Origin of the sequence: Neorhizobium vignae, from assembly GCF_000732195.1 — a bacterium.
GTDB classification, from domain to species: Bacteria; Pseudomonadota; Alphaproteobacteria; order Rhizobiales; family Rhizobiaceae; genus Neorhizobium; species Neorhizobium vignae.
This window is the reverse complement of the sequence record NZ_JNNU01000007.1, coordinates 226,635-245,859: the sequence shown is the minus strand read 5'-3', so window position 1 is coordinate 245,859 and position 19,225 is coordinate 226,635. Positions and strand designations below refer to the sequence as shown.

The following is a 19,225-nucleotide window of genomic DNA, read 5'->3' as shown; positions in this document are numbered from 1 at the left end:
CAGTTTTCCAATCGGCAAAATTCCTCTCGACATTTTACCTGTATCGTTTCAGTTATTAATTTCGCATCGGAGGACAAGGAGGTGTCGCGACGTTTCCGGGCAAGCTTCGGCCCTTTATAGTGGCCACCTGACTCGGGGCAGCGACGGCAAATCATGGATGACAGCGGAAGACCAAGGACGGGAGGAACGCAGACGGCGGTCCGTGAACGTCCTACCTTGAAAACGATCGCCTATATGACGGGTCTCGGCATCACCACCGTCTCGCGGGCGCTGAAGGACGCGCCGGATATCGGCGCCGACACCAAGGAACGCGTTCGCCTTGTCGCCAACCAGCTCGGTTATCAGCCGAACCGCGCCGGCGTGCGCCTCAGAACCGGCAAGACCAATGTCATCGCACTGGTGCTCAGCATCGACGAAGAGCTGATGGGCTTCACCAGCCAGATGGTGCACGGCATTTCGGAAGTGCTGGGTGGCACGCAATATCACCTCGTGGTGACGCCGCATTCCTTCCAGAAGGACCCGATGGTGCCGGTGCGCTACATTCTCGACACCGGCTCGGCGGACGGGGTGATCATCTCGCGGATCGAGCCCGACGACGCGCGGGTACGGCTGATGACGGAGCGGAACCTGCCCTTCGTCACCCACGGCCGCACCGACATGGGGATAGTCCATCCCTATCACGACTATGACAACGAGGCCTATGCCTACAAGGCCGTTCAGAAACTGGTCGAAAAAGGCCGCCGGAGGATCGCGTTCCTGTCGCCGGGAAGCCGCTTCTCGTTCTACGTCCACAGCCGCATCGGCTTCGAACGCGGTCTTGCCGATTTCGGTGCCACCGAAGTGCCAATGGGCCGGGTGACCAGCGAGACGCCGCTAGAAGAGATCCGCGCCTATGCGGAACGGATGATGCGCGCGACCGAACCGCCGGATGGCATCATCTCGATCAGCGGATCGGCGACGATCGCCCTGGTGGCCGGCCTCGAGGCCGCGGGCAGGAAACTGGGCCACGACGTCGACATGGTATCGAAACAGTCGGCCGACTTCCTCAACTGGATCCGCCCGGAGATCTATACGGTCAGCGAGGATATCCGCCAGGCCGGGCGCGAGCTCGCCAAGGCCCTGATGGCGCGCATCGACGGCGTTGGGCCCGAGCTGCTGCAGAGTGTCGCAAAGCCCGTCTGGTCGAAGATGGCGCCAAAGGACTGAAACGAAAACGCCCGCCGGATTGGCGGGCGTTTTGCGTTGCGTGGATCAATGATCAAGCAAATTCGCTGAGGCCGCTGCCCCACGGGCCGTGATGCTTGTCGACGCCGTCGAGGCGGTCGAAGCCATGGGCGCCGAAGAAGTCGCGCTGCGCCTGGATGAGGTTCGCAGTGCCGCGACCGCGACGATAGGCGTCGAAATAGGAGAGCGCCGAGGAAAGCGCCGGAACCGGCAGGCCGGAGAGAGCAGCGTAGGATACGACGCGACGCAGCGGGGCGTCGGTATCCTTGACCATCTGCGCGAAGGCCGGCGTGACGATCAGGTTCGGCACATGCGGATCCTTGGTGAAGGCCGAGGTGATCTCGTCGAGGAAGGCCGAGCGGATGATGCAGCCGGCGCGCCAGATCTTGGCGATGGTCGGCATCGGCAGGTTCCAGTTATATTCGGCGGACGCTGCCGACATGACGGCAAAGCCCTGCGCATAGGCGGCGATCTTGGCGGCGAGCAGTGCGCTTTCGAGGTCGGCGATGAACGCAGCTCTGTCCTTCGGCGCTTCCGCGACCTTCGGAAGGCCGAAGATCTTTTCGGCAGCCAGGCGTTCGGTTCTCTGGGACGAGAGGACACGGCCGGCGACGGCAGCCTCGATGGCGGTCGCAGCAACGCCCATGTTCTGGGCTTCGATGACCGACCACTTGCCGGTGCCCTTCTGGCCGGCGGCATCGACGATGACATCGACCATCGGCTTGCCGGAAATCGGATCGGTGGCAGTCAGGACCGTCTGGCTGATCTCGATCAGATAGGAGTTCAGGCGGCCCTGGTTCCACTTGCCGAATACGCCGCCGATTTCAGTCGCGCTCATGCCGAGGCCGTCGCGCAGGATGCCGTAGATTTCGGCGATCATCTGCATGTCGGCATATTCGATGCCGTTATGGATGGTCTTGACGAAATGACCGGCGCCGTTTTCGCCGAGCCAGGCGACGCAGGGCTCGTCGTTGAATTTCGCCGAGATCGAGGTCAGCACCTTCTCGACGCGCTTCCAGCTTTCCTCGGTACCGCCGACCATGATCGACGGGCCGTGGCGCGCACCTTCTTCACCGCCGGAGACGCCCATGCCGATGAAGGTCAGGCCGCTGTCCTTCAGATTGTCGAAGCGGCGCATCGTGTCGCGGAAATTCGCATTGCCGGCATCGATCATGATGTCGCCGGCCGAAAGGTAGGGCTTCAGAAGCTCCATCTGCTGGTCGACGGGATCGCCGGCCTTGATCATGATGATGATCGGCCGCGGCGGGCGGATGGAGGCAACGAATTCCTCAAGCGTCTCGCAGGGGACAAGCTGGCCCTGCAGTTCGCCGGCCTCGGCGTAGAACTTGCGGGTCGCTTCCGGAGACCGGTTGAAGACGGCGATCTTGTTGCCTTTTTCGGCTATGTTGAGGGAGAGGTTAGAGCCCATGACGCCGAGCCCGATAAGGCCGATTTCTGCCTGTTCCACGGATGTGCCTCCATATTGAGATTCGAGGGTGTTGTCGCATTCATATAGGGAAACGGCAAGGCGATGGCGACGCTAAACGATTAAATTTCCATGACACGTGACCCTTTCCTGCCGCGACCAGAGCGCCTCGATTTCGCTCGTTCACACGCCTTGTGAACGCCCTCTTCTGATGCCAAAACGAGGACATGAAAGACATCGCAGACACGAGGGTGGCCAAGCCCCTTCTGGCCATGCGCGCCGGTGCTTACCGGGAGCGGTCGGCCATCGGGCCGCTGTCGAAGCTGTTTTGTCGTCTCTGGTCACATCGGCTGCCTCATGAGTTCGAAGGGCAGATCGCGGTCGTGCCGGACGGTTGCTCCGACCTGATCTGGGCCGGCGGCCGGCTGATGGTGATCGGCCCCGACCGCACCGCTGCTTTCCCGGCCCTCCCCGCCGGAGAAACCGTTCTTGGTCTGCGTTTCAGGCCGGGTGCCGCCCTGCGCTGGCTCGATGTCCCGCTGAGCGAGCTGGTCGGGCGGGCCGTGCCGCTCCGGGAGTTGCGGAATGATGTCCGGACGATCGAGGAGCGGCTTACCGAAGAGACCTGCTCAGCAGCGACGCAAGCTCTTTTCCGGATGTGGGCCGAAAACGAGGCCTTGGCGGCCGTGGAGCCGCAGGGGGACATGGGGGCGCTCTTCGAGGCGCTCGGCGTCGGCGCATCTCCAGAACTGTCCGTGCGAAAAACCTTCGGCGAACGCACGCTGCGCCGGCGCAGCCGCGATCATTTCGGTTATGGGCCGAAGACGCTCGAGCGGATCCTTCGCCTGCAGCGCCTTCTGCGCTTGGTGCGCCAGCCCGGAGACCTTGCGATCGTCGCGCTTGAAGCCGGTTATGCCGATCAGGCGCATATGACGCGCGACGTGAAGGAATTGACGACTTTGACGCCAAGGGAGATTCGCGGACAGTTTTGCGGCTGATTGTCCGTTTCGTTCAAGAACCGCCGTTTCTCTTCGGATAGACTGAAGGAAAATCGAGGAGGCTATGATGACCACCCTGCCCGCCCGCATCATCCATATCGGCATCGAGAGGCCTTGGCGGCAAGTCTACGCCTTCGCAAGCCGCCCGGAAAACATGCCGCTCTGGGCATCCGGCCTCGCCGCCGGGCTGACCCAAGACGGCGACGACTGGATCGGCGACGGCGGACCGATCGGCCTGGTGCGCGTGCGATTCGCGGAAGACAACCCGTTCGGCATTCTCGACCACACGGTGACGATGGAAAACGGACTTGTCGTCGAGAATCCATTACGCGTCGTGCCGAACGGCGACGGTGCGGAAATCATGTTCACGCTTTTCCAGCGCCCCGACCTTGACGACGCGGCCCTTGAAGTGGATGCGGCTCATGTGCGCAAGGATCTCAGGGCACTGAAAACCCTGCTGGAAGAAAAGCAATAGGCGGGTCTGATGGGAACCAGGGGTGCGGATCGCAAGATCGACTATGTCGAGTTCAACGTGGAGGACATCGAAGGCGCCAAGGCGTTCTATGGCTCGGCCTTCGGCTGGACCTTCACGAACTACGGACCGGACTATTGCGAATTCCAGGACGGAAGGCTGACGGGCGGTTTTGCGAAATCGACCGATGTAGCAGCCAAAGGCGGCCCGCTCGTCATTCTCTTCGCTGATGATCTGGAAGACGCTCTCGGGCGGGTCGAGAAAGCCGGCGGCAGGATCGTCAAGCCGATCTTCTCGTTCCCCGGTGGCCGGCGGTTCCACTTCGCCGATCGGCAAGGTTACGAACTGGCCGTCTGGTCCGACAGGTAGAGTCTCAGGCCGCGGGACGCCGGCGTCGGTCGGCAGTTTCCTGCATCACCAGAAGCGCGCCGATCAGCTGCGAAGATCCCGAAACGCAGGGCGACATGCGGCAGCGGACGACGACCGTCTGGCCGTCGATCTGATCGGCGTAGGTCAATGATATGCTCTCACCGGCAAAGCAGCGATCGAGGTTTGGCTTGAAATCGTTCTTGAAACGATGAAGGCCGACGAATTCCGCGAAATGCCGGCCGATCAGAGCATCGCGCGCCAGATCGAGACGGCGTGCATTGGTCTCGTTGGAGTAGAATATCCTATAGCCCGGCGCGATCACCACGATGCGGTCGGAAATCCGGTTGAGCAGGGCGTCGTCAAGAAAACCGTCTGCCGTTGCATCGGCGATCACACCATAATCGGGCGATTCCGGTTCCGGACGGCGATTGGCCGACAGACCGGTCTCCGGAACGACGTAGCGTTCCACGAGCATCTGCAGCAAATGTCCGTTGCGACGGACGCAGCCGCGGTCGTCGGCTTCTTCGTTCAGGAGATCGAGTGCGAAGCGGAATTGTGCCTGGATGCTGGCCGGATCCTTGCTCTGGCTCGAAAAGACAGCGAGCAGAAGCGGATCGAGTTCACGATCGAGCGAGGCGGTTGCATCATCATCGTTGCGTTCGACGGCCCGCCGCAGATCGGCGTATTTTGACCAGAACAGATCGATCAACGCTTCCAAGATGCCCTCTCCCTCGTGCCGGAGACTATCGCCGATCCTTCCCCAAGATCGACCAATATTCAACGCGATTCAGATTAATTTATCCCTCAAAAGCAGACCTGATTTCTAGCTGGTCACATAAAGTAGAAATTGCAGTAACGCGGTCCGAAAAATCTCAAAATCTGCTTACAGATAGCGCTTGATATGCCACCGGTCGTGGTACCAGAGCCACTGTTCCGGATATTCGCGAACCCAGCTTTCCACCTTGTCGTTGAGCAGCTGGCCGGTTGCCTGGAGATCGAGTTTGCCGTTGGCGTCCCGCGGCAATTCTATCTTCGGTTCGATCTCGAGCCGGAAGCGGTTGCCCGGCAGCCGGATGCAGCGAGCCGGATACACTTCGGCGTCGAACTGCCGAACCAGCTTTGCAAGCAATGGGCTCGTCTGGACGGGCTGGCCGAAGAAGCTGGTCTTGAGGCCCTTGCGGAATTTCTGATCCACCAGAACGCCGACACCGCCGCCGGTTTCGAGTTTGCGCGCCAGAGCAAAGGAAGAGCCGGCATGCGAAGGCACGAGCTGGCCCATGCGGGCGCTGCGGAAGGCGAAGACCTTGTCGGCGATATAAGGATTGTTCGGCGGCCGGAAGAGAACCGTCACTTCGAGGCCGAATGCATTGCCGGCGACCGGCAGCAGTTCGAAATTGCCCGTATGGGCCGTAAAAACGATGAACGGCCGCGGATTGTCGCGCAGGTCGGCGAAGATCGGAACGCCGGAGACCTCCACCCTGCCCGGCTTCTCCTGTTCGGGATCGAAATCGAACAACCGGTCGAGGAAGACGTATTCGGCGGCGAGCCGGCCCATGTGGCCCCAGCTCGCTATGGCGATCTCCTCAAGCTCCTCGTCGGTCTTTTCCGGATAGGCGTTGCGCAGGTTGACGAGCATCAGCTTGTGGCGGCCGAGCTTCGGCCCGATGCGCCGCGCCATACGGTCGGCGAACCGAATGCCCGGATCCGCCGGAAAAATCTTCAGGAAGTTGAGGAGCCCGAACGCGCTCTGCGCCACCACCCATTGCTGGAAGTGGAGGAGCGCCAGGGCGATCCGGGTGATGAACATCTTCACGGGAGACGCCTCAGTCCATCCGGAGGACGATCTTGCCAAACACCTGGCGGGTTTCCATCCGCTCCAACGCCTTGTCGATCTCGGCGAAGGTGACTTCCGTGTCGATCACGGGATGAACGATGCCCTGGGCCATCTTCTGCATGGCATTCGCCATGTTCTCCATGCGGCAGCCGAACGAGCCGAACAGCTTCAGCTGCTGCTGGAAGAGCATCATCAGGTTCATGTCGGTCGAAACGCCTGACGTGGAGCCGCAGGTAACGAGGCGGCCGCCGCGCTTCATGCACAGCATCGAGCCGGCCCAGGTATCCTTGCCGACATGTTCGAAGACGACGTCGACGCCCTTCTTCTTGGTGAGCTTGCGCACGACGCCCTCGAAGCGGTCGGTGCGGTAGTTGATGACGTGATCGGCGCCGAGCGCCTTGGCCCGTTCGATCTTGTCGTCCGATCCGACCGTGGTGATCACCGTACAACCGATCTTCTTGGCGAGCTGGATCGCCGCCGTGCCGATGCCCGAGCCGCCGGCATGGACCAGAATGGTTTCGCCCGGTTGCAGCTTGGCATTGTCGAACAACATGTGCTCGACGGTCCCGAAGGTGACCGGCGCCAGTGCTGCGGCAACGGCATCGACGCCCGGAGGTGCCGGCACCAGCAGGCGGGCCGGCAGGTTGGCCTTTTCCTGCGCGAAACCGTCAAGGTGGAAGCCGTGCACGCCGGACACGTGTTCGCAGAGATTGTCGCGCTTCTCGCGGCAGGGTTTGCAGAGACCGCAGGTGCGCGCGCCGTAGATCGACACGAGCTGACCCGGCAGGACGCTCGAGACGCCAGGTCCAATCGCCTCGACGACGCCCGAAGCTTCAGCACCGATCGTCAGCGGCATCTTGCGCTTGGCGAATGCCATGCCGCGCCAGCCCCAGACGTCGATATGGTTGAGCGCGACAGCCTTGACCCGCAGCGTCACTTCGCCCGGACCGGGTGCTTCCGGCTCGGGAATGTCCACCGCTTCGAGCTTCCGGTCATCGATCAGTTGCAAAGCGCGCATATTAGGTCTTCCTTCGCCCGGAGGCGTCCCAATTCGTCAAACGTGATTGGCGACGGTCTCTAAGCTGGTTCCAGCGTCATGACAAGGCTGGCGTTCTGTCCGCCGAAGCCGAATGAGTTGGAAAGCACCGCCTTCGGCTGTCCATCCCGCTTCTTGTTCGGCACCACATCGAGCACGATCGTCGGATCGGGATTGGTGTAGTTGATGGTCGGCGGCAGCGTACCGGTCAGCATCGTTTGGATCGAGAACACGGCTTCGACGGCACCTGCGGCGGTGAGCGTATGGCCGATCATCGACTTGTTGGAGGAAACCGGGATTTCCTTCAACCGATCGCCGAAGACGGCCAGCATCGCGCCATATTCCATCTTGTCGTTTTCAGGCGTCGAGGTGCCGTGCGCGTTGATATAGCCGATGCCGCTTTCGTCCATGCCGGCATCCGCAAGCGCAGCCCGGATCGTAGCAATCGCAGGGCCACCGTCCGGTGAGGAACGGGTGCGGTGGAAATGGTCGGCCTTTTCGCCGCAGCCCTTCATGATGCCGAGCACCTTCGCACCGCGGGCGATGGCCGATTCGAGCGATTCGAGCACCAGCGTCGCGGCGCCTTCGGCGATGACGAACCCGTCGCGATCCTTGCTGAACGGCTTGGAGGCCTTTTCCGGCGGGTCGTTCTGGGTGGAGAGTGCGGAAAGGAGCGAGAAGCGGATCAGCGCCTCGGCGCTGACCGATCCATCGGTCGCAACCACCAGCGAACGGTCGGTACGGCCCTGGCGGATCGCTTCGACGCCAAGCTGGATGGCCGTGACGCCGGAGGCGCAGGCCGTCGAGAGGGTCACGGGCAGTCCGCGGGTGCCGAACTTGTCGGCAAGGCGTTCGGAGATCGAGCCGAACTGCACGGCTTCGAGGAAGACCGGATCGGGACGCTCGCGCATGGCGGCGAGGAAGCGGTCATAGGCATCGCCCTCGGCCTTTGACGGCGGAGCGCGATCGGCGAGCGCGAAACGGTCGCTCCATTCCGGCTCGACCGGCGGTGCAGCAAGAAAGAGCGGCCCGTCGAAATCGCCGGAAAGGCCCGACTGGGCGAGCGCCTCGGTCGTGGTTTCGCGGGCGAAGGCAAAGGAGCGTTCGACGGAGTTTTCGGCCGGAACGGCGATGAAATCGACCGTGCCGCTGATCCGGGTGGACAGGCCTTCGGTCGGAAAGCGGGTCACCTTGTGGATGCCGGACGTGCCCGAGGTCAGAGCCGCCCAGTTGTCGGCAAGGCCCTGGCCAAGCGAGGTGATGACGCCCATGCCGGTGATCGCGATGATCGGGCGGCCGAGATGATCCTTAAAGCGGTTGTCGCTCATCATAGCTCCTTTACGCGGCCGAGAGGACTGCTAGGCCCTCGCCGCGCGTATAACCGACGGTCGTCACCACCGCATGCTTTGCGGGCGCCGCCATCGGCCGTTCGTTCTGGGCATCGAATGTGGGAACCTTGGCGGCCCCATCCAAGGTCAGTGCGGCAAGTGCCAGACCAAGCGGGAACTGCGCTTCCATGCCATGGCCGGTGACGCCGCCGAAACCGCGGATGGCAGCACCGGGAAACTCCGTCTCCAGCAGCGCCTTTTCGCGCGACGCCAGATCCACGACGCCGCTGGCACCCGAAAAGACGACCGTATCGGCCTTGGAAATCCCAGAGGCATGGCCGGCGAGACGGGTGAGGCGCTTTTCGAGCCTGCCCTCGTCGCGATTGCCACGATCGCCTTCGATCGCATCTATGACGGCGTAGACATGCGCGCCGCGTGCTTGCGCATGGGCGCGCGATTCGAGCACCAGGAAGGCGCCGACCGTACCCATGATCATGCCGCCGCCATCCTCAGTGGAACGCGACCACAGCGGATGCCAGCCGCCGGTCGCATGCGCACGAATACCCTCGACAAGAAGGATGATGTCGGCGCGTTCGGCGACGAATGCGCCGCCGACCAAGCTATGGGTCGATTGGCCAGCCTTGATGCGATGGAAGGCTGTCTCGACGGCAGAGATGCCGGCCGCCTCTTCGCCCATGAACGTGCGCGACGAACCGGTGACCTTGTGGACGATCGAGATATTGCCGGCGACCAGATTGGAAAGCTGCGCCAGAAACAGCGTCGGGCGGAGCTCGGTGGTCAGCTTCTCGTTGAGCAGCATTTCGCGGTCGTTGCGCTTCAGCGCTTCGTCGACGATCAGCGAATCGACCTTGATGTCGCGTTCGCCGCCGCCAGCGGCCACGATCATGTCCATGGAAGCGCAGGCGTCCGCATCCGTCTTCAGGCCGGCGTCGTCGAGCGCGAGGCCTGCGGAAAACACGCCGAGCCGCTGCCAGTTCTCCATCTGGCGCTGGTCGCCACGTTTGGCGATCTGCGCCGACCAGTCGATCTCGGGCATCGGATGCACCGGATACGGCGCGAAACGATCGGTCTCGACTTTCGGGGCGCCCGCTTCTGCCGACGACAGCAGCGCGATATGCGGCTCCTTGCCAACGCCCTGGCTGGTGACGATCCCGATACCAGTGATCACGACATCATTGTCAGACTTCATAATGTCCTCTTTGACCCACCGGACTGAACGGGCGGGCTTTTATGCGCTTGCGGCAATCGCATCCATCAGGCCGACCTCTTCCGCACGCTTGCGGATGACCGGCGCCAGCGGGATTTCGCTGAACGGCATGGTGCGCAGTTTGAGCTGTGCGTCGCAGACCTTCTTGCCGTTACACGTGATCTTTGCCTTGGTTACCGCGTAACCGGACCCCTCATGCTCCAGAAACGCCTCGATGTCGAGAACCGCGTCAGGCTCCACAAAGGCGCGCATCTTGGCGCCGTCGACAGACATCAGGAACGGCATCGCGGCGAAATCGGTGGCAGCGAGCACCAGGAAACCGGAGGCCTGCGCCATGGTCTCGATCAGGAGCACGCCCGGCACCAGCGGCATTCCGGGAAAGTGGCCTTCAAAGACAGGGCTTTTGGACGGCACGACAGACCGCGCCTTCAACACTTTCGCCCCAAGATCGACCGCTTCGACGCGGTCGATCATCTGGAAATATTCGAGCAGCATGAGTTTGCCGGCCCGGGATGATCAGACGATCAGCCCTTGGCCGCCTTCAGCTCGTCGATCTTGGCACACAGGTTCTTGAGGACGAAGTACTCTTCGGTCGAAACCTTGCCCTCGTTGACTTCCTGGGTCCACTGTTCAAGCGGAATCTTGATCCCGAATTCCTTGTCGATGGCGAACACGATATCCAGGAAATCCAGGCTGTCGATGCCCAGGTCATCGATCGTGTGGCTTTCCGGCGTGATGGTCTCGCGATCGATTTCGCTGGTCTCAGCAATGATGTCGGCAACTTTATCGAATGTAGCTGTCACGCCCATGTCCTTCGCAGAATATCAAAATCAAGGTTCCACATAGGGAAATCGATCACAAATGCCAATGGCTTCGTCTACCCGCATGAAAATTTGCACCGGAACTGTTGCCTAAACAGCAATCGACTAGGCGCCGGAGGCCCGGCTCTCGACCAGCGCAGCCCGGATCACCTCCAGAACCTCGTCCGATCGGACGTCGATGCACACCCACTGGCTCGGCTGGCCGTCCCAGGCCGTGCCGACGAACTTGCGGCCGCTGTCGGGAGCCTGGATCGTTTCGCCGTCGGCAATGCCGCCGCAGACGACTCGCACGGGACCACCGCGGAGGATGAAAAGATCCGGCCGTACCAGATAGACGCAGGCCGTGCTGTCATGTACCGCCATGCCGGCGATGCCGACCCGGCTCTTGTAGAACTCGATGTAATACTGCGACAAGTCGGAGAGCAATTGCACCGATTTTTCGCCCGACCTGGCCATGTCGGCAAGATATTCCCCGGTCATGATCGTCTTCATGGTCACGTCCAGGCCGACGATGGTGACCTTCCACGGCGTGGTGAAGATGATGTCGGCGGCTTCCGGGTCGCCATGGATGTTGGCTTCCGCTGCGGGCGTGACGTTGCCGTTCACATCGAAGGCGCCGCCCATGACGACGACTTCCTTGACGAGGCCGGCGAAATCCGGATCAGCCTGCAGCGCCAGCGCCAGGTTCGTCATGCGGCCGACGGCGATCAGCGTCACTTCGCCCGGATTGTCGCGGACGGTATCGATGATGAACTGGTAGGCGGGACGCGGATCGAGCGGCCAGTCGATCGTCTCAGGCAGGCCGATATTGCCGAGACCGTCTAGACCGTGCACGACGGAAGCGGCGCGATCGTCGCTGCGCAACGGATCGATCGTGCTGTCGGCGCCTTTGGCGATGGGGGCTGAAATCCCCCACTCCTGATGCAGGAACTGCGCATTGCGGGTCGTGAGATCGAGCGGAACATTGCCGAAAACGGTCGTCACGCCGAGAAGATCGATTTCCGGGTGCCTATGCAGAAAGAGCAGCGCCATCGCGTCGTCAACGCCGGGGTCCGTATCGAAAATGACCTTGTGCATAAGCTTTTCCTTGTTCGGCTCTTCGAAAGGCGCGCACAATAACGCCAAACCGATGATGCGCAATCCCGGAAGCAACATGGCTGGGGTCCCGTCAAAGGCGGTTGCAGTCGTGACTGTTCGATGCGAGAAGCACGCCGCATCCGTCCGAATGCGTTTCCGCCGACAGAGTCCCCCCCCCTTGACCGACCTCGCATTCCAATTCCTCTTCCTGCTGTTTCTCGCCGCGATTTTTGCCGGTTTTGTCGATTCGATCGCTGGCGGCGGCGGGCTCATCACCATTCCGGTCATGCTGATCGCCGGCATTCCGCCGCTCGAATCGCTCGCGACCAACAAGCTGCAGTCACAGTTCGGGTCGGCATCCGCGACGATCGCCTATGCGCGCCGTGGTCATGTGAACTTGAAAAGCCAGTTGCCGATGGCTGGGATGTCGCTGATCGGTGGGGCCGTCGGCGCCACGCTCGCGTCGCTGGTGCCCGCAGGCTGGCTTGCCGCGGCAATCCCCTTCCTGCTGATCGCCATCGCGCTGTTCTTCGCCGTCAAGCCCAATCTCAACGACATCGACAGTCACCGCCGGGTGACGCCCTTGGTGTTCGGGGTGACGATCGTCCCGTTGGTCGGCCTGTATGACGGCATATTCGGACCTGGCGCCGGCTCGTTCTACATGCTGGGTTTCGTGCTGCTCGCGGGCTTTGGCATGCTGAAGGCGACCGCCCATACAAAACTCATAAATCTCGGCTCGAATTTCGGCTCGTTCCTGGTCTTTGCGGCGACCGGGTCCGTCCTTTGGAAGATCGGCCTGATCATGGGCGTCGGCCAGTTCCTCGGCGCCCAGGTCGGCTCACGAATGGCCATGAAGAACGGCGCGAAGCTGATCAAGCCGCTGCTCGTCATCTCCTGCCTGGCGCTCGCCCTTAAGCTGCTCGCCGATCCGACCCATCCCGTCCGCGTCTGGTTCGGCTTCTAGCCCTTCATCCTGAGCGGCAGACCGGCGGCGATGAAGAAGACCTCGTCGGCAGATGCCGCTATCCGCTGATGCAGCCTTCCGGCATGGTCTCTGAACTCCCGCGCCATCTTGTTGTCAGGCACGATTCCGAGACCGACCTCGTTGGAGACGAGAATCAGTTTCGCCGAAAGGCTTCCGAACCGGCCCACAAGTGTGGCGGCGGCAGTGTCGATATCGCGCTCGTCCATCATCAGGTTGGTGAGCCAGAGCGTCAGGCAATCGACAAGGACGACTCTTCCCGGCGCATCGATTTCGGTCAGTCGCTCCACCAGGTCGAGCGGCACTTCGTGCGTGGTCCAGCCGTCTCCGCGGTCGACACGATGCCGGGCGATGCGCGAGCGCATCTCGTCGTCATAGGCACGACCGGTGGCGACGTAGTGCCGTTCCAGGCCGCTCTCCTTGGCAAGCCTTTCCGAGAAACCGGATTTGCCCGAGCGGGCGCCCCCGAGGACAAGGGTGACGTGACCGTTGCATGTCATGGAGAAAATGGCCTGGACCAGAGGGGACCGGACGATTCGTAGAAAGGAGGCGTCCGGCCCTGTTGGTGATGATGTCTCTGGATTCGCATTGCCGGCAAATGGTGCAGCTATATCCGCGAAGTGTCAACCAACACCCGCTTGCCGTCGTTGGCTTCATCGAAGCAGGCTGCCACGGCTGGCCGGGTCCGGCCAGCCGATTTCGGCCACAAATCCGCGCATTTGGCAAAGGAGGCCGTGGCCCCATATTGATAGTCGCGAATCTGACAACGATCGGAAGATGAAGTGTCCGCGGGCCAACAGAACGAGGCCTGCCATCGGACGGCAAGGGCGACCGGTACGCACTACCTGATCCGGCGCCAAGCGCGAGCTAACCGCCCGCATGAAAAGCAATAACGCCACATTCTTACCGGATGGTTAGTGAACTCCGTAAGCTGCACGCTTTTCTCATTTTTTCTGTTTTTTCCGATGGATTGGCAGGTGAATAGCGGCGGCTGGCGGAAAAGGCCCAGCCCGACACGACACTGTTTCGCGCTCAGTGAATGTTTTCCTCGTCGCAGGTGACGATCTCAAGGGCTGGAGTCGACGACCGGCGCGATAGCGCGGCGTGTGCGTGTTGATTTCTGAGGAGGAAGACGTACCGTGTTTTGCACTGACATAATAAATGCACAGTATCCGTGGAAAGCTGTCGCAGATGCGAACGAGACCTATACTCTGGGCGGCCTGCTCAGACTGGTTCCAACAGTGTGCACCACCTCGCGCTCGATTGAGTAAACAGTGAAAGGAAAGACCGGGAGGTCCCAGAATGAAAAAAATCCTCGCTTCCACGGTCCTTGCTGCCGGTCTTTTTGCTTTTTCAGGGTCAGCCTCGGCGGATTGCGGTACGGTCTCGATCGCCGAAATGAACTGGGCTTCAGCCGGCATTGCGGCCAATCTCGACAAGATCATCCTCGAACAAGGCTTCGGTTGCACGGTCCAGCTCGTCCCGGGTGACACGCTTCCGACCTTCACGTCCATGAACGAAAGAAGCCAGCCGGATCTGGCGCCGGAGTTCTGGATCAACTCGGTGCGCACCACACTCGACAAGGCCGTTGCCGAGGGCCGTATGATCGTCGGCGCGGAGATCCTTTCCGACGGCGCCGTCGAAGGCTGGTGGATCCCGAAATTCCTTGCCGATGCCCATCCCGATATCAAGACCGTGCAGCAGGCGTTGGCCCATCCGGATCTTTTCCCGTCACCGCAGAAATCCGGAAGGGGTGCCGTCTATAACTGCCCGTCCGGCTGGAGCTGCCAGGTTTCGACCGCCAACCTGTTCCGGGCACTTGACGCCGAGGAAAAGAAATTCGATCTGATCGACACCGGCACGGCCGCCGGCCTTGACGGTTCGATCACCAACGCCTTCGAGAAAAAGACCGGCTGGCTCGGCTACTACTGGGCTCCGACGGCTTTTCTCGGCAAATACGAGATGGTGAAGCTCTCCTTCAATGTCCCGCACGACAAGGCCGATTGGGACGCCTGCACCGCCGTGCCCAATTGCCCGAACCCGAAGGTCAACTCCTATCCGACGTCCCAGGCCTTCACTCTGGTCACCAGACAATTCGCCCAGAAGGCGGAAGTGGCGATGGACTACATCAAGAGACGCAAGTGGACCAATACGGCGGTCAACAGCCTGCTCGCCTGGCAGGAAGCGAACAAGAGCACCAACGAAGCTGCCGCCAAACACTTTCTCGAAAGCAATCCGAATATCTGGACCAAGTGGGTCGCTCCTGATGTGGCCGACAAGATCAAGGCATCGCTCTGACGCGATTGCTTGAACCGGCGCTGTTAAAGCCGCCAGCGTCGCGAAGAGGCACGCGGCTGCGAGTTGCAATCATATAAAGGTTTCTTTATATGACATTTCCATTGCAAGGAGCGCCGCCATGCCCACCGCCAACGCATTGACCGAACTTCTGGCCGAAAAGGGCGTGCTGCTGGCCGACGGTGCCACCGGCACCAATCTCTTCGCCATGGGCCTCGAGGCCGGCGAAGCGCCGGAACTGTGGAACGAGGCCGCGCCTGAAAAGATCGAGAAGCTGCATCAGGATTTCGTCGATGCGGGCGCCGACATCATCCTGACCAATTCCTTCGGGGGCACGCGCCAACGGCTGAAGTTGCACAAGGCGGAAGGCCGGGTGCACGAACTCAACCGGCTTGCCGCCGAGATTGCCCGCAAGGTGGCAGACAGAGCAGGCCGAAAGGTAATCGTCGCCGGCTCGGTCGGCCCGACCGGCGAACTGTTCGTTCCGCTCGGCGCGATGACCTACGAGGATGCGGTCGCCGCCTTTGCGGAACAGATCGAGGGCCTGAAGGCCGGCGGCGCCGACATCGCCTGGATCGAAACCATGTCCGCGCCGGAAGAAATCCGCGCGGCGGCCGAAGCTGCCGTCAAGGCCGGGTTGCCCTATACCTACACCGGCTCTTTCGACACCGCCGGCAGGACGATGATGGGGCTCGATCCCAAGCAGATCCACGACGTGGCGAAGGATGTCGGCGAAGGCCCGGTGGCGGCCGGCGCCAATTGCGGCGTCGGCGCCTCCGACATCCTGTCGAGCCTGCTGGACATGACGGCGGCCGATCCCCATGCGGTGACCATCGTCAAGGGCAATTGCGGCATTCCGGAATTTCGCGGCTCCGAAATCTTCTATTCGGGTACGCCGCCGCTGATGGCCGAATATGCACGGCTTGCCCGCGATGCCGGCGCAAGAATCATCGGCGGATGCTGCGGCACCTCCTGCGAACATCTGGCCGCCATGCGCGCAGCACTCGACGATTATACCCCTCGGCCGCGTCCGACGATCGAGGAAATCGTCGACAAGATCGGCCCGCTGCGCAATAAGACCGCCAGTGAATCGGGCGGCGATTCCGGCCGGGAAAGACGCCGCCGCCGCGGCTGACCCGTTGGGCTGAAGGACAGAGACATGGCAAACATATCGCCGATCGGCAGCCGGGAAACAGTGGCGGAGAGCCTTTCCACTTTCTCCGCCGAAAATCAGTCCTGGCTTATTCTGCTGATGGACAACCCGACGTCAGACGACCTGCTGCTCGATGGTTTGCACCTCTACATGCACAACGCCTCGGAAGCGAAGTTCCTGAATTCGCTGAAGCTTCAGAAATGTGGCGAGTGGATCGGCAACGCCGCCCCTGCCCGCCTGCAGATCCGGCTGATGGAAGCCGCGAAGTCCAGCCAGCATCCGGCCTATGTCGCGTTTCGCGACGGACTGACCCGCTCCGGCGGACTGGAGCGGGCCTACCCGAAGGCCTGACTTACCGGAGGTCCAGGGTCTCCGCGAGCCGCACCAGATCGAGGAACCCGCCCCGATATCCGAACGCATCCTCGCCGCGGGCGTTGCGCGCCATGTCGAGGATCAAGCGGTAGGGATAGGCGTCAAGCGCATCGGTGCCGCGCAGTTTCTGACCGAAGGCGGCGACGGCCGTGGCGAAGCGGACATCCTGAGGTGCCGCCGAGAAATCCCGCACCGCGTTCATTTCCGAGACCGGCGTGGTGATCAGCTTGCTGACATCACCATCCGGCTGCTTGTAGCGGATTTTGACGAAGGCCATTTCATCGGAGACCGGGATCGGTGCCGACGCCGCGGCCGGGCCGTAACGGAGCGGGTCGTTGAGCGCCGAGGCGCTGCCTTTCGGCGTCACCTCGTAAATCGCCGTCACCGCATGGCCGGAGCCGATATCGCCGGCATCCACCCGGTCATTGTTGAAATCCTCGCGCTTTAGCGCCCGGGTCTCATAGCCGACCAGTCGATATTCGGAGATCTGCTGCGGATTGAACTCCACCTGGATCTTCACGTCCTTGGCGATCGGGAAAAGCGTCGAGCCGGCCTCGTCGACAAGCGCCTTCTGCGCCTCGGCAAGCGTATCGATATAGGCGGCCGTGCCGTTGCCGTTCTGGGCGAGCGTCTGCATCAGGCTGTCGTTGAGATTGCCCTTTCCGAAACCAAGAACCGACAGGAAGATGCCGTCCTTGCGGCGCTGCTCGATGATCCGCTTCAAATCTTCGTCGCTGGAAGCGCCCACGTTGAAATCGCCGTCGGTCGCCAGCATCACCCGGTTGACGCCGCCCTGGATGAAGGCCTGGCGGGCCAGCCGATAGGCCGCATCAATGCCTTCGGCGCCGGCCGTCGAGCCGCCGGGCCGAAGATTGTCGATTGCAGCGAGAATCCTGTCGCGCTCACGGGCGGAGGTCGGCTCCAGCACCGTCCCGGCATTGCCTGCATAGGTGACGATCGAGACCTTGTCCTCCGGTTTCAGCTTGCCGACCAGCAGTCGGAAAGCGCTTTTCAGCAAAGGCAGCCTGTCCGGTGCGTTCATCGAGCCCGAGACGTCGATCAGGAAAACCAGATTGGCCGCAGGCTGCGCGGCCGGCGTGGCCTCGTACCCCTTGATCGCCACATGCATCAGCCGAGTGCCGCTATTCCACGGCGTCGGCGTGACGGTGACGGTGGTCCGGAACGGTTCGTCGACCGTCTGCGGCCGCGGCCAGTCATAGGGGAAGTAGTTGATCATCTCCTCAACGCGCACGCTGTCCGGATCGGGCAGATGTCCTTCCAGCAGCGAGCGTCGGACGAAGGCATAGGACGCGGTATCGACGTCGACGGAGAAGGTCGAGACCGGATCGGTTGCGACGCTCTTTACCGGATTGGTGTCCGCATTGGCGAAACGGTCGCGGCTTTCTTCGAGTGGCGGCAGGATTTCGCGCTCGGTTGGCGCATGACGGGGAACGGCGGCCAGTGGTACCGCGCGCTCAGCCATGACCGGCGGCGGCGCCATGGGAGCGGGCATAACCGCTTGAGGGGGCGCCACGCTTCGTTTGGCAGCACCACCGCTGGCCTCCTGCTTGTTCAGGAGCCGGGCAACATCCGGCGCAGCAAAATCGCCTTGTCTGGAGGATCGAGCCGATGGTGCAGCGTCCCCCCCCGGTACCGCTTCCTGCTGCGGTTCAGCCGGCTTCGCGACCGGCGGCGCCGGAACTCTTTCCGCCGCGGGCTTCGGCGCGTCCATGACTTGCGGCAGGGCGACCTGCCCCGAGCCCGGCAGGTTGCCGCGCGTCAGTTCGAATGTCAGCAGTGCGGCCGTGGGAATGATCAGCATCGTCGCAAGCGCAGAGCCTGCGAGATAACGGTGTTGGGTGACCATGCGGATGCTCCAGATCCGGTTGAGAACGGAGCTTTGACGCCGCCACCAGGAACTTCCTTTGCTGCGTGCGGCATTTTTTTCCGTCTCGTCGAAGGCCTGCATGGCGGCGGCAAGCGCACGGGCGCGTGCCGCATCGGAAGCGCGGGGCGCCGGGGCTAGATTGCCGAGTTGGTCGAATTCGTCCGTCATGGTCAAACCGCCTCCTTCTTCAGAAGGTCCTTCAATCGTTTACGCGCCTCGTGCAGATGCCAGGAGACCGTGTTTTCGCTGCATTCGAGAATGCCCGCCGCAGCCGCATGGGAGAGCCCTTCGCCGTGAACCAGCAGGACCGCATCCCGCTGTTTTTCCGGCAGGCGGCGCACCGCCGCCCACAGCCAGTCACCGCGACCGTCCTCCTCCGGCTCCGGATGCGAAAAGAAGATCGGGTCATTTGCTAGCCGGTCGTGGTCCCGTCGCCGGCGGGAGGACTTGCGCTGATGGTCGCGCACGGCATTCAGTGTCAGGGTGTAGAGCCAGGTGCGGAACGCCGACTGCCCCTTGAAGCTGCGGATCGCCTTGCCCAGCCGGATACAGACGTCCTGGGCGATGTCTTCCGCATCGCTTTGCGAGCCGCACCAGCGCCAGGCGACGGCATGAATGAAATCGTAGTGCGCCTCGACGAGCGCTGAAAACGCATTGCGGTCGCCCTGGCATGCCTTATCGAGGATTTCCGCGCTCACTTATCCGCCCGCTTTTCCGTCGCT

The 19,225-nt window shown here is 62.1% G+C and carries 20 protein-coding genes; 8 read left to right on the top strand and 12 right to left on the bottom strand.

All coding sequences use genetic code 11. The features are described 5' to 3' along the window. Positions 1–153: 153 nt before the first annotated feature. A complete protein-coding gene (locus tag GQ59_RS14235) occupies positions 154–1,206 on the top strand; it encodes a LacI family transcriptional regulator (protein ID WP_037082218.1) in 1,053 nt (350 codons plus the stop codon). Positions 1,207–1,258: 52 nt separating this feature from the next. On the opposite strand, the gene gnd is transcribed toward GQ59_RS14235, so the two are convergent. Next, positions 1,259–2,692 (bottom strand): NADP-dependent phosphogluconate dehydrogenase, encoded by a 1,434-nt coding sequence (gnd, locus tag GQ59_RS14230; protein ID WP_037082216.1) that lies wholly within the window; start codon positions 2,690–2,692, stop codon positions 1,259–1,261. Between the two features lie 185 nt (positions 2,693–2,877). On the opposite strand from gnd, the gene GQ59_RS14225 reads away from it, so the two are divergent. From GQ59_RS14225 to GQ59_RS14215, 3 genes are all read left to right on the top strand, one after another. Further along, the gene (locus tag GQ59_RS14225) at positions 2,878–3,648 is read left to right on the top strand and encodes a helix-turn-helix domain-containing protein (protein WP_051903949.1); all 771 of its coding nucleotides are present in this window, start codon (positions 2,878–2,880) and stop codon (positions 3,646–3,648) included. A 67-nt stretch (positions 3,649–3,715) separates the two neighbouring features. Next, the gene (locus GQ59_RS14220) at positions 3,716–4,123 is read left to right on the top strand and encodes a polyketide cyclase (protein WP_037082465.1); all 408 of its coding nucleotides are present in this window, start codon (positions 3,716–3,718) and stop codon (positions 4,121–4,123) included. Positions 4,124–4,132: 9 nt separating this feature from the next. Next, on the top strand, positions 4,133–4,489 hold the full coding sequence (locus GQ59_RS14215) for a VOC family protein (protein ID WP_037082214.1): 357 nt from the start codon (positions 4,133–4,135) through the stop codon (positions 4,487–4,489). A gap of 4 nt (positions 4,490–4,493) precedes the next feature. Here the strand turns inward: GQ59_RS14215 and GQ59_RS14210 are convergent, their stop codons facing one another. The 8 genes from GQ59_RS14210 to GQ59_RS14175 all read right to left on the bottom strand — a co-directional run bounded on the left by GQ59_RS14210 (position 4,494) and on the right by GQ59_RS14175 (position 11,813). Then, on the bottom strand, positions 4,494–5,207 hold the full coding sequence (locus GQ59_RS14210) for a PAS domain-containing protein (RefSeq protein WP_037082212.1): 714 nt from the start codon (positions 5,205–5,207) through the stop codon (positions 4,494–4,496). Between the two features lie 165 nt (positions 5,208–5,372). After that, a complete protein-coding gene (locus GQ59_RS14205; RefSeq protein WP_037082209.1) occupies positions 5,373–6,302 on the bottom strand; it encodes a lipid A biosynthesis lauroyl acyltransferase in 930 nt (309 codons plus the stop codon). 10 nt (positions 6,303–6,312) lie between these two features. Next, entirely contained in the window at positions 6,313–7,341 is a 1,029-nt protein-coding gene (locus tag GQ59_RS14200; RefSeq protein WP_037082207.1) for a zinc-binding dehydrogenase, read from the bottom strand. 59 nt (positions 7,342–7,400) lie between these two features. Then, positions 7,401–8,687 (bottom strand): beta-ketoacyl-ACP synthase, encoded by a 1,287-nt coding sequence (locus GQ59_RS14195; RefSeq protein WP_037082205.1) that lies wholly within the window; start codon positions 8,685–8,687, stop codon positions 7,401–7,403. A gap of 10 nt (positions 8,688–8,697) precedes the next feature. After that, positions 8,698–9,897, bottom strand: coding sequence for a beta-ketoacyl-ACP synthase (locus tag GQ59_RS14190; RefSeq protein WP_037082202.1), 1,200 nt, complete (start codon positions 9,895–9,897; stop codon positions 8,698–8,700). 39 nt (positions 9,898–9,936) lie between these two features. Then, on the bottom strand, positions 9,937–10,410 hold the full coding sequence (locus tag GQ59_RS14185; protein WP_037082199.1) for a 3-hydroxyacyl-ACP dehydratase FabZ family protein: 474 nt from the start codon (positions 10,408–10,410) through the stop codon (positions 9,937–9,939). Positions 10,411–10,439: 29 nt separating this feature from the next. After that, entirely contained in the window at positions 10,440–10,724 is a 285-nt protein-coding gene (locus GQ59_RS14180; protein ID WP_092662234.1) for an acyl carrier protein, read from the bottom strand. Between the two features lie 117 nt (positions 10,725–10,841). After that, positions 10,842–11,813: a nucleoside hydrolase gene (locus GQ59_RS14175; RefSeq protein WP_037082197.1), complete on the bottom strand. Its 972-nt coding sequence runs from the start codon at positions 11,811–11,813 to the stop codon at positions 10,842–10,844. A 178-nt stretch (positions 11,814–11,991) separates the two neighbouring features. On the opposite strand from GQ59_RS14175, the gene GQ59_RS14170 reads away from it, so the two are divergent. Next, positions 11,992–12,777, top strand: coding sequence for a TSUP family transporter (locus GQ59_RS14170; protein WP_167336299.1), 786 nt, complete (start codon positions 11,992–11,994; stop codon positions 12,775–12,777). On the opposite strand, the gene cobU is transcribed toward GQ59_RS14170, so the two are convergent. After that, complete coding sequence (gene cobU, locus GQ59_RS14165; RefSeq protein ID WP_037082194.1) at positions 12,774–13,295, bottom strand: bifunctional adenosylcobinamide kinase/adenosylcobinamide-phosphate guanylyltransferase; 522 nt, start codon at positions 13,293–13,295, stop codon at positions 12,774–12,776. The genes GQ59_RS14170 and cobU overlap by 4 nt on opposite strands. A gap of 802 nt (positions 13,296–14,097) precedes the next feature. Here cobU and GQ59_RS14160 point away from each other — a divergent pair. From GQ59_RS14160 to GQ59_RS14150, 3 genes are all read left to right on the top strand, one after another. Beyond that, positions 14,098–15,093: an ABC transporter substrate-binding protein gene (locus GQ59_RS14160; RefSeq protein ID WP_037082191.1), complete on the top strand. Its 996-nt coding sequence runs from the start codon at positions 14,098–14,100 to the stop codon at positions 15,091–15,093. A 118-nt stretch (positions 15,094–15,211) separates the two neighbouring features. Continuing rightward, positions 15,212–16,225 (top strand): betaine--homocysteine S-methyltransferase, encoded by a 1,014-nt coding sequence (gene bmt / locus GQ59_RS14155; protein WP_037082189.1) that lies wholly within the window; start codon positions 15,212–15,214, stop codon positions 16,223–16,225. 24 nt (positions 16,226–16,249) lie between these two features. Continuing rightward, the gene (locus tag GQ59_RS14150) at positions 16,250–16,594 is read left to right on the top strand and encodes a hypothetical protein (protein ID WP_037082188.1); all 345 of its coding nucleotides are present in this window, start codon (positions 16,250–16,252) and stop codon (positions 16,592–16,594) included. Position 16,595: 1 nt separating this feature from the next. Here the strand turns inward: GQ59_RS14150 and GQ59_RS14145 are convergent, their stop codons facing one another. Next, positions 16,596–18,677 (bottom strand): vWA domain-containing protein, encoded by a 2,082-nt coding sequence (locus GQ59_RS14145; protein ID WP_037082186.1) that lies wholly within the window; start codon positions 18,675–18,677, stop codon positions 16,596–16,598. Continuing rightward, positions 18,674–19,201, bottom strand: a complete 528-nt coding sequence (locus tag GQ59_RS14140; RefSeq protein WP_037082184.1) for an RNA polymerase sigma factor — start codon at positions 19,199–19,201, stop codon at positions 18,674–18,676. The genes GQ59_RS14145 and GQ59_RS14140 overlap by 4 nt, the downstream gene beginning before the upstream one ends. Positions 19,202–19,225 lie beyond the last annotated feature (24 nt).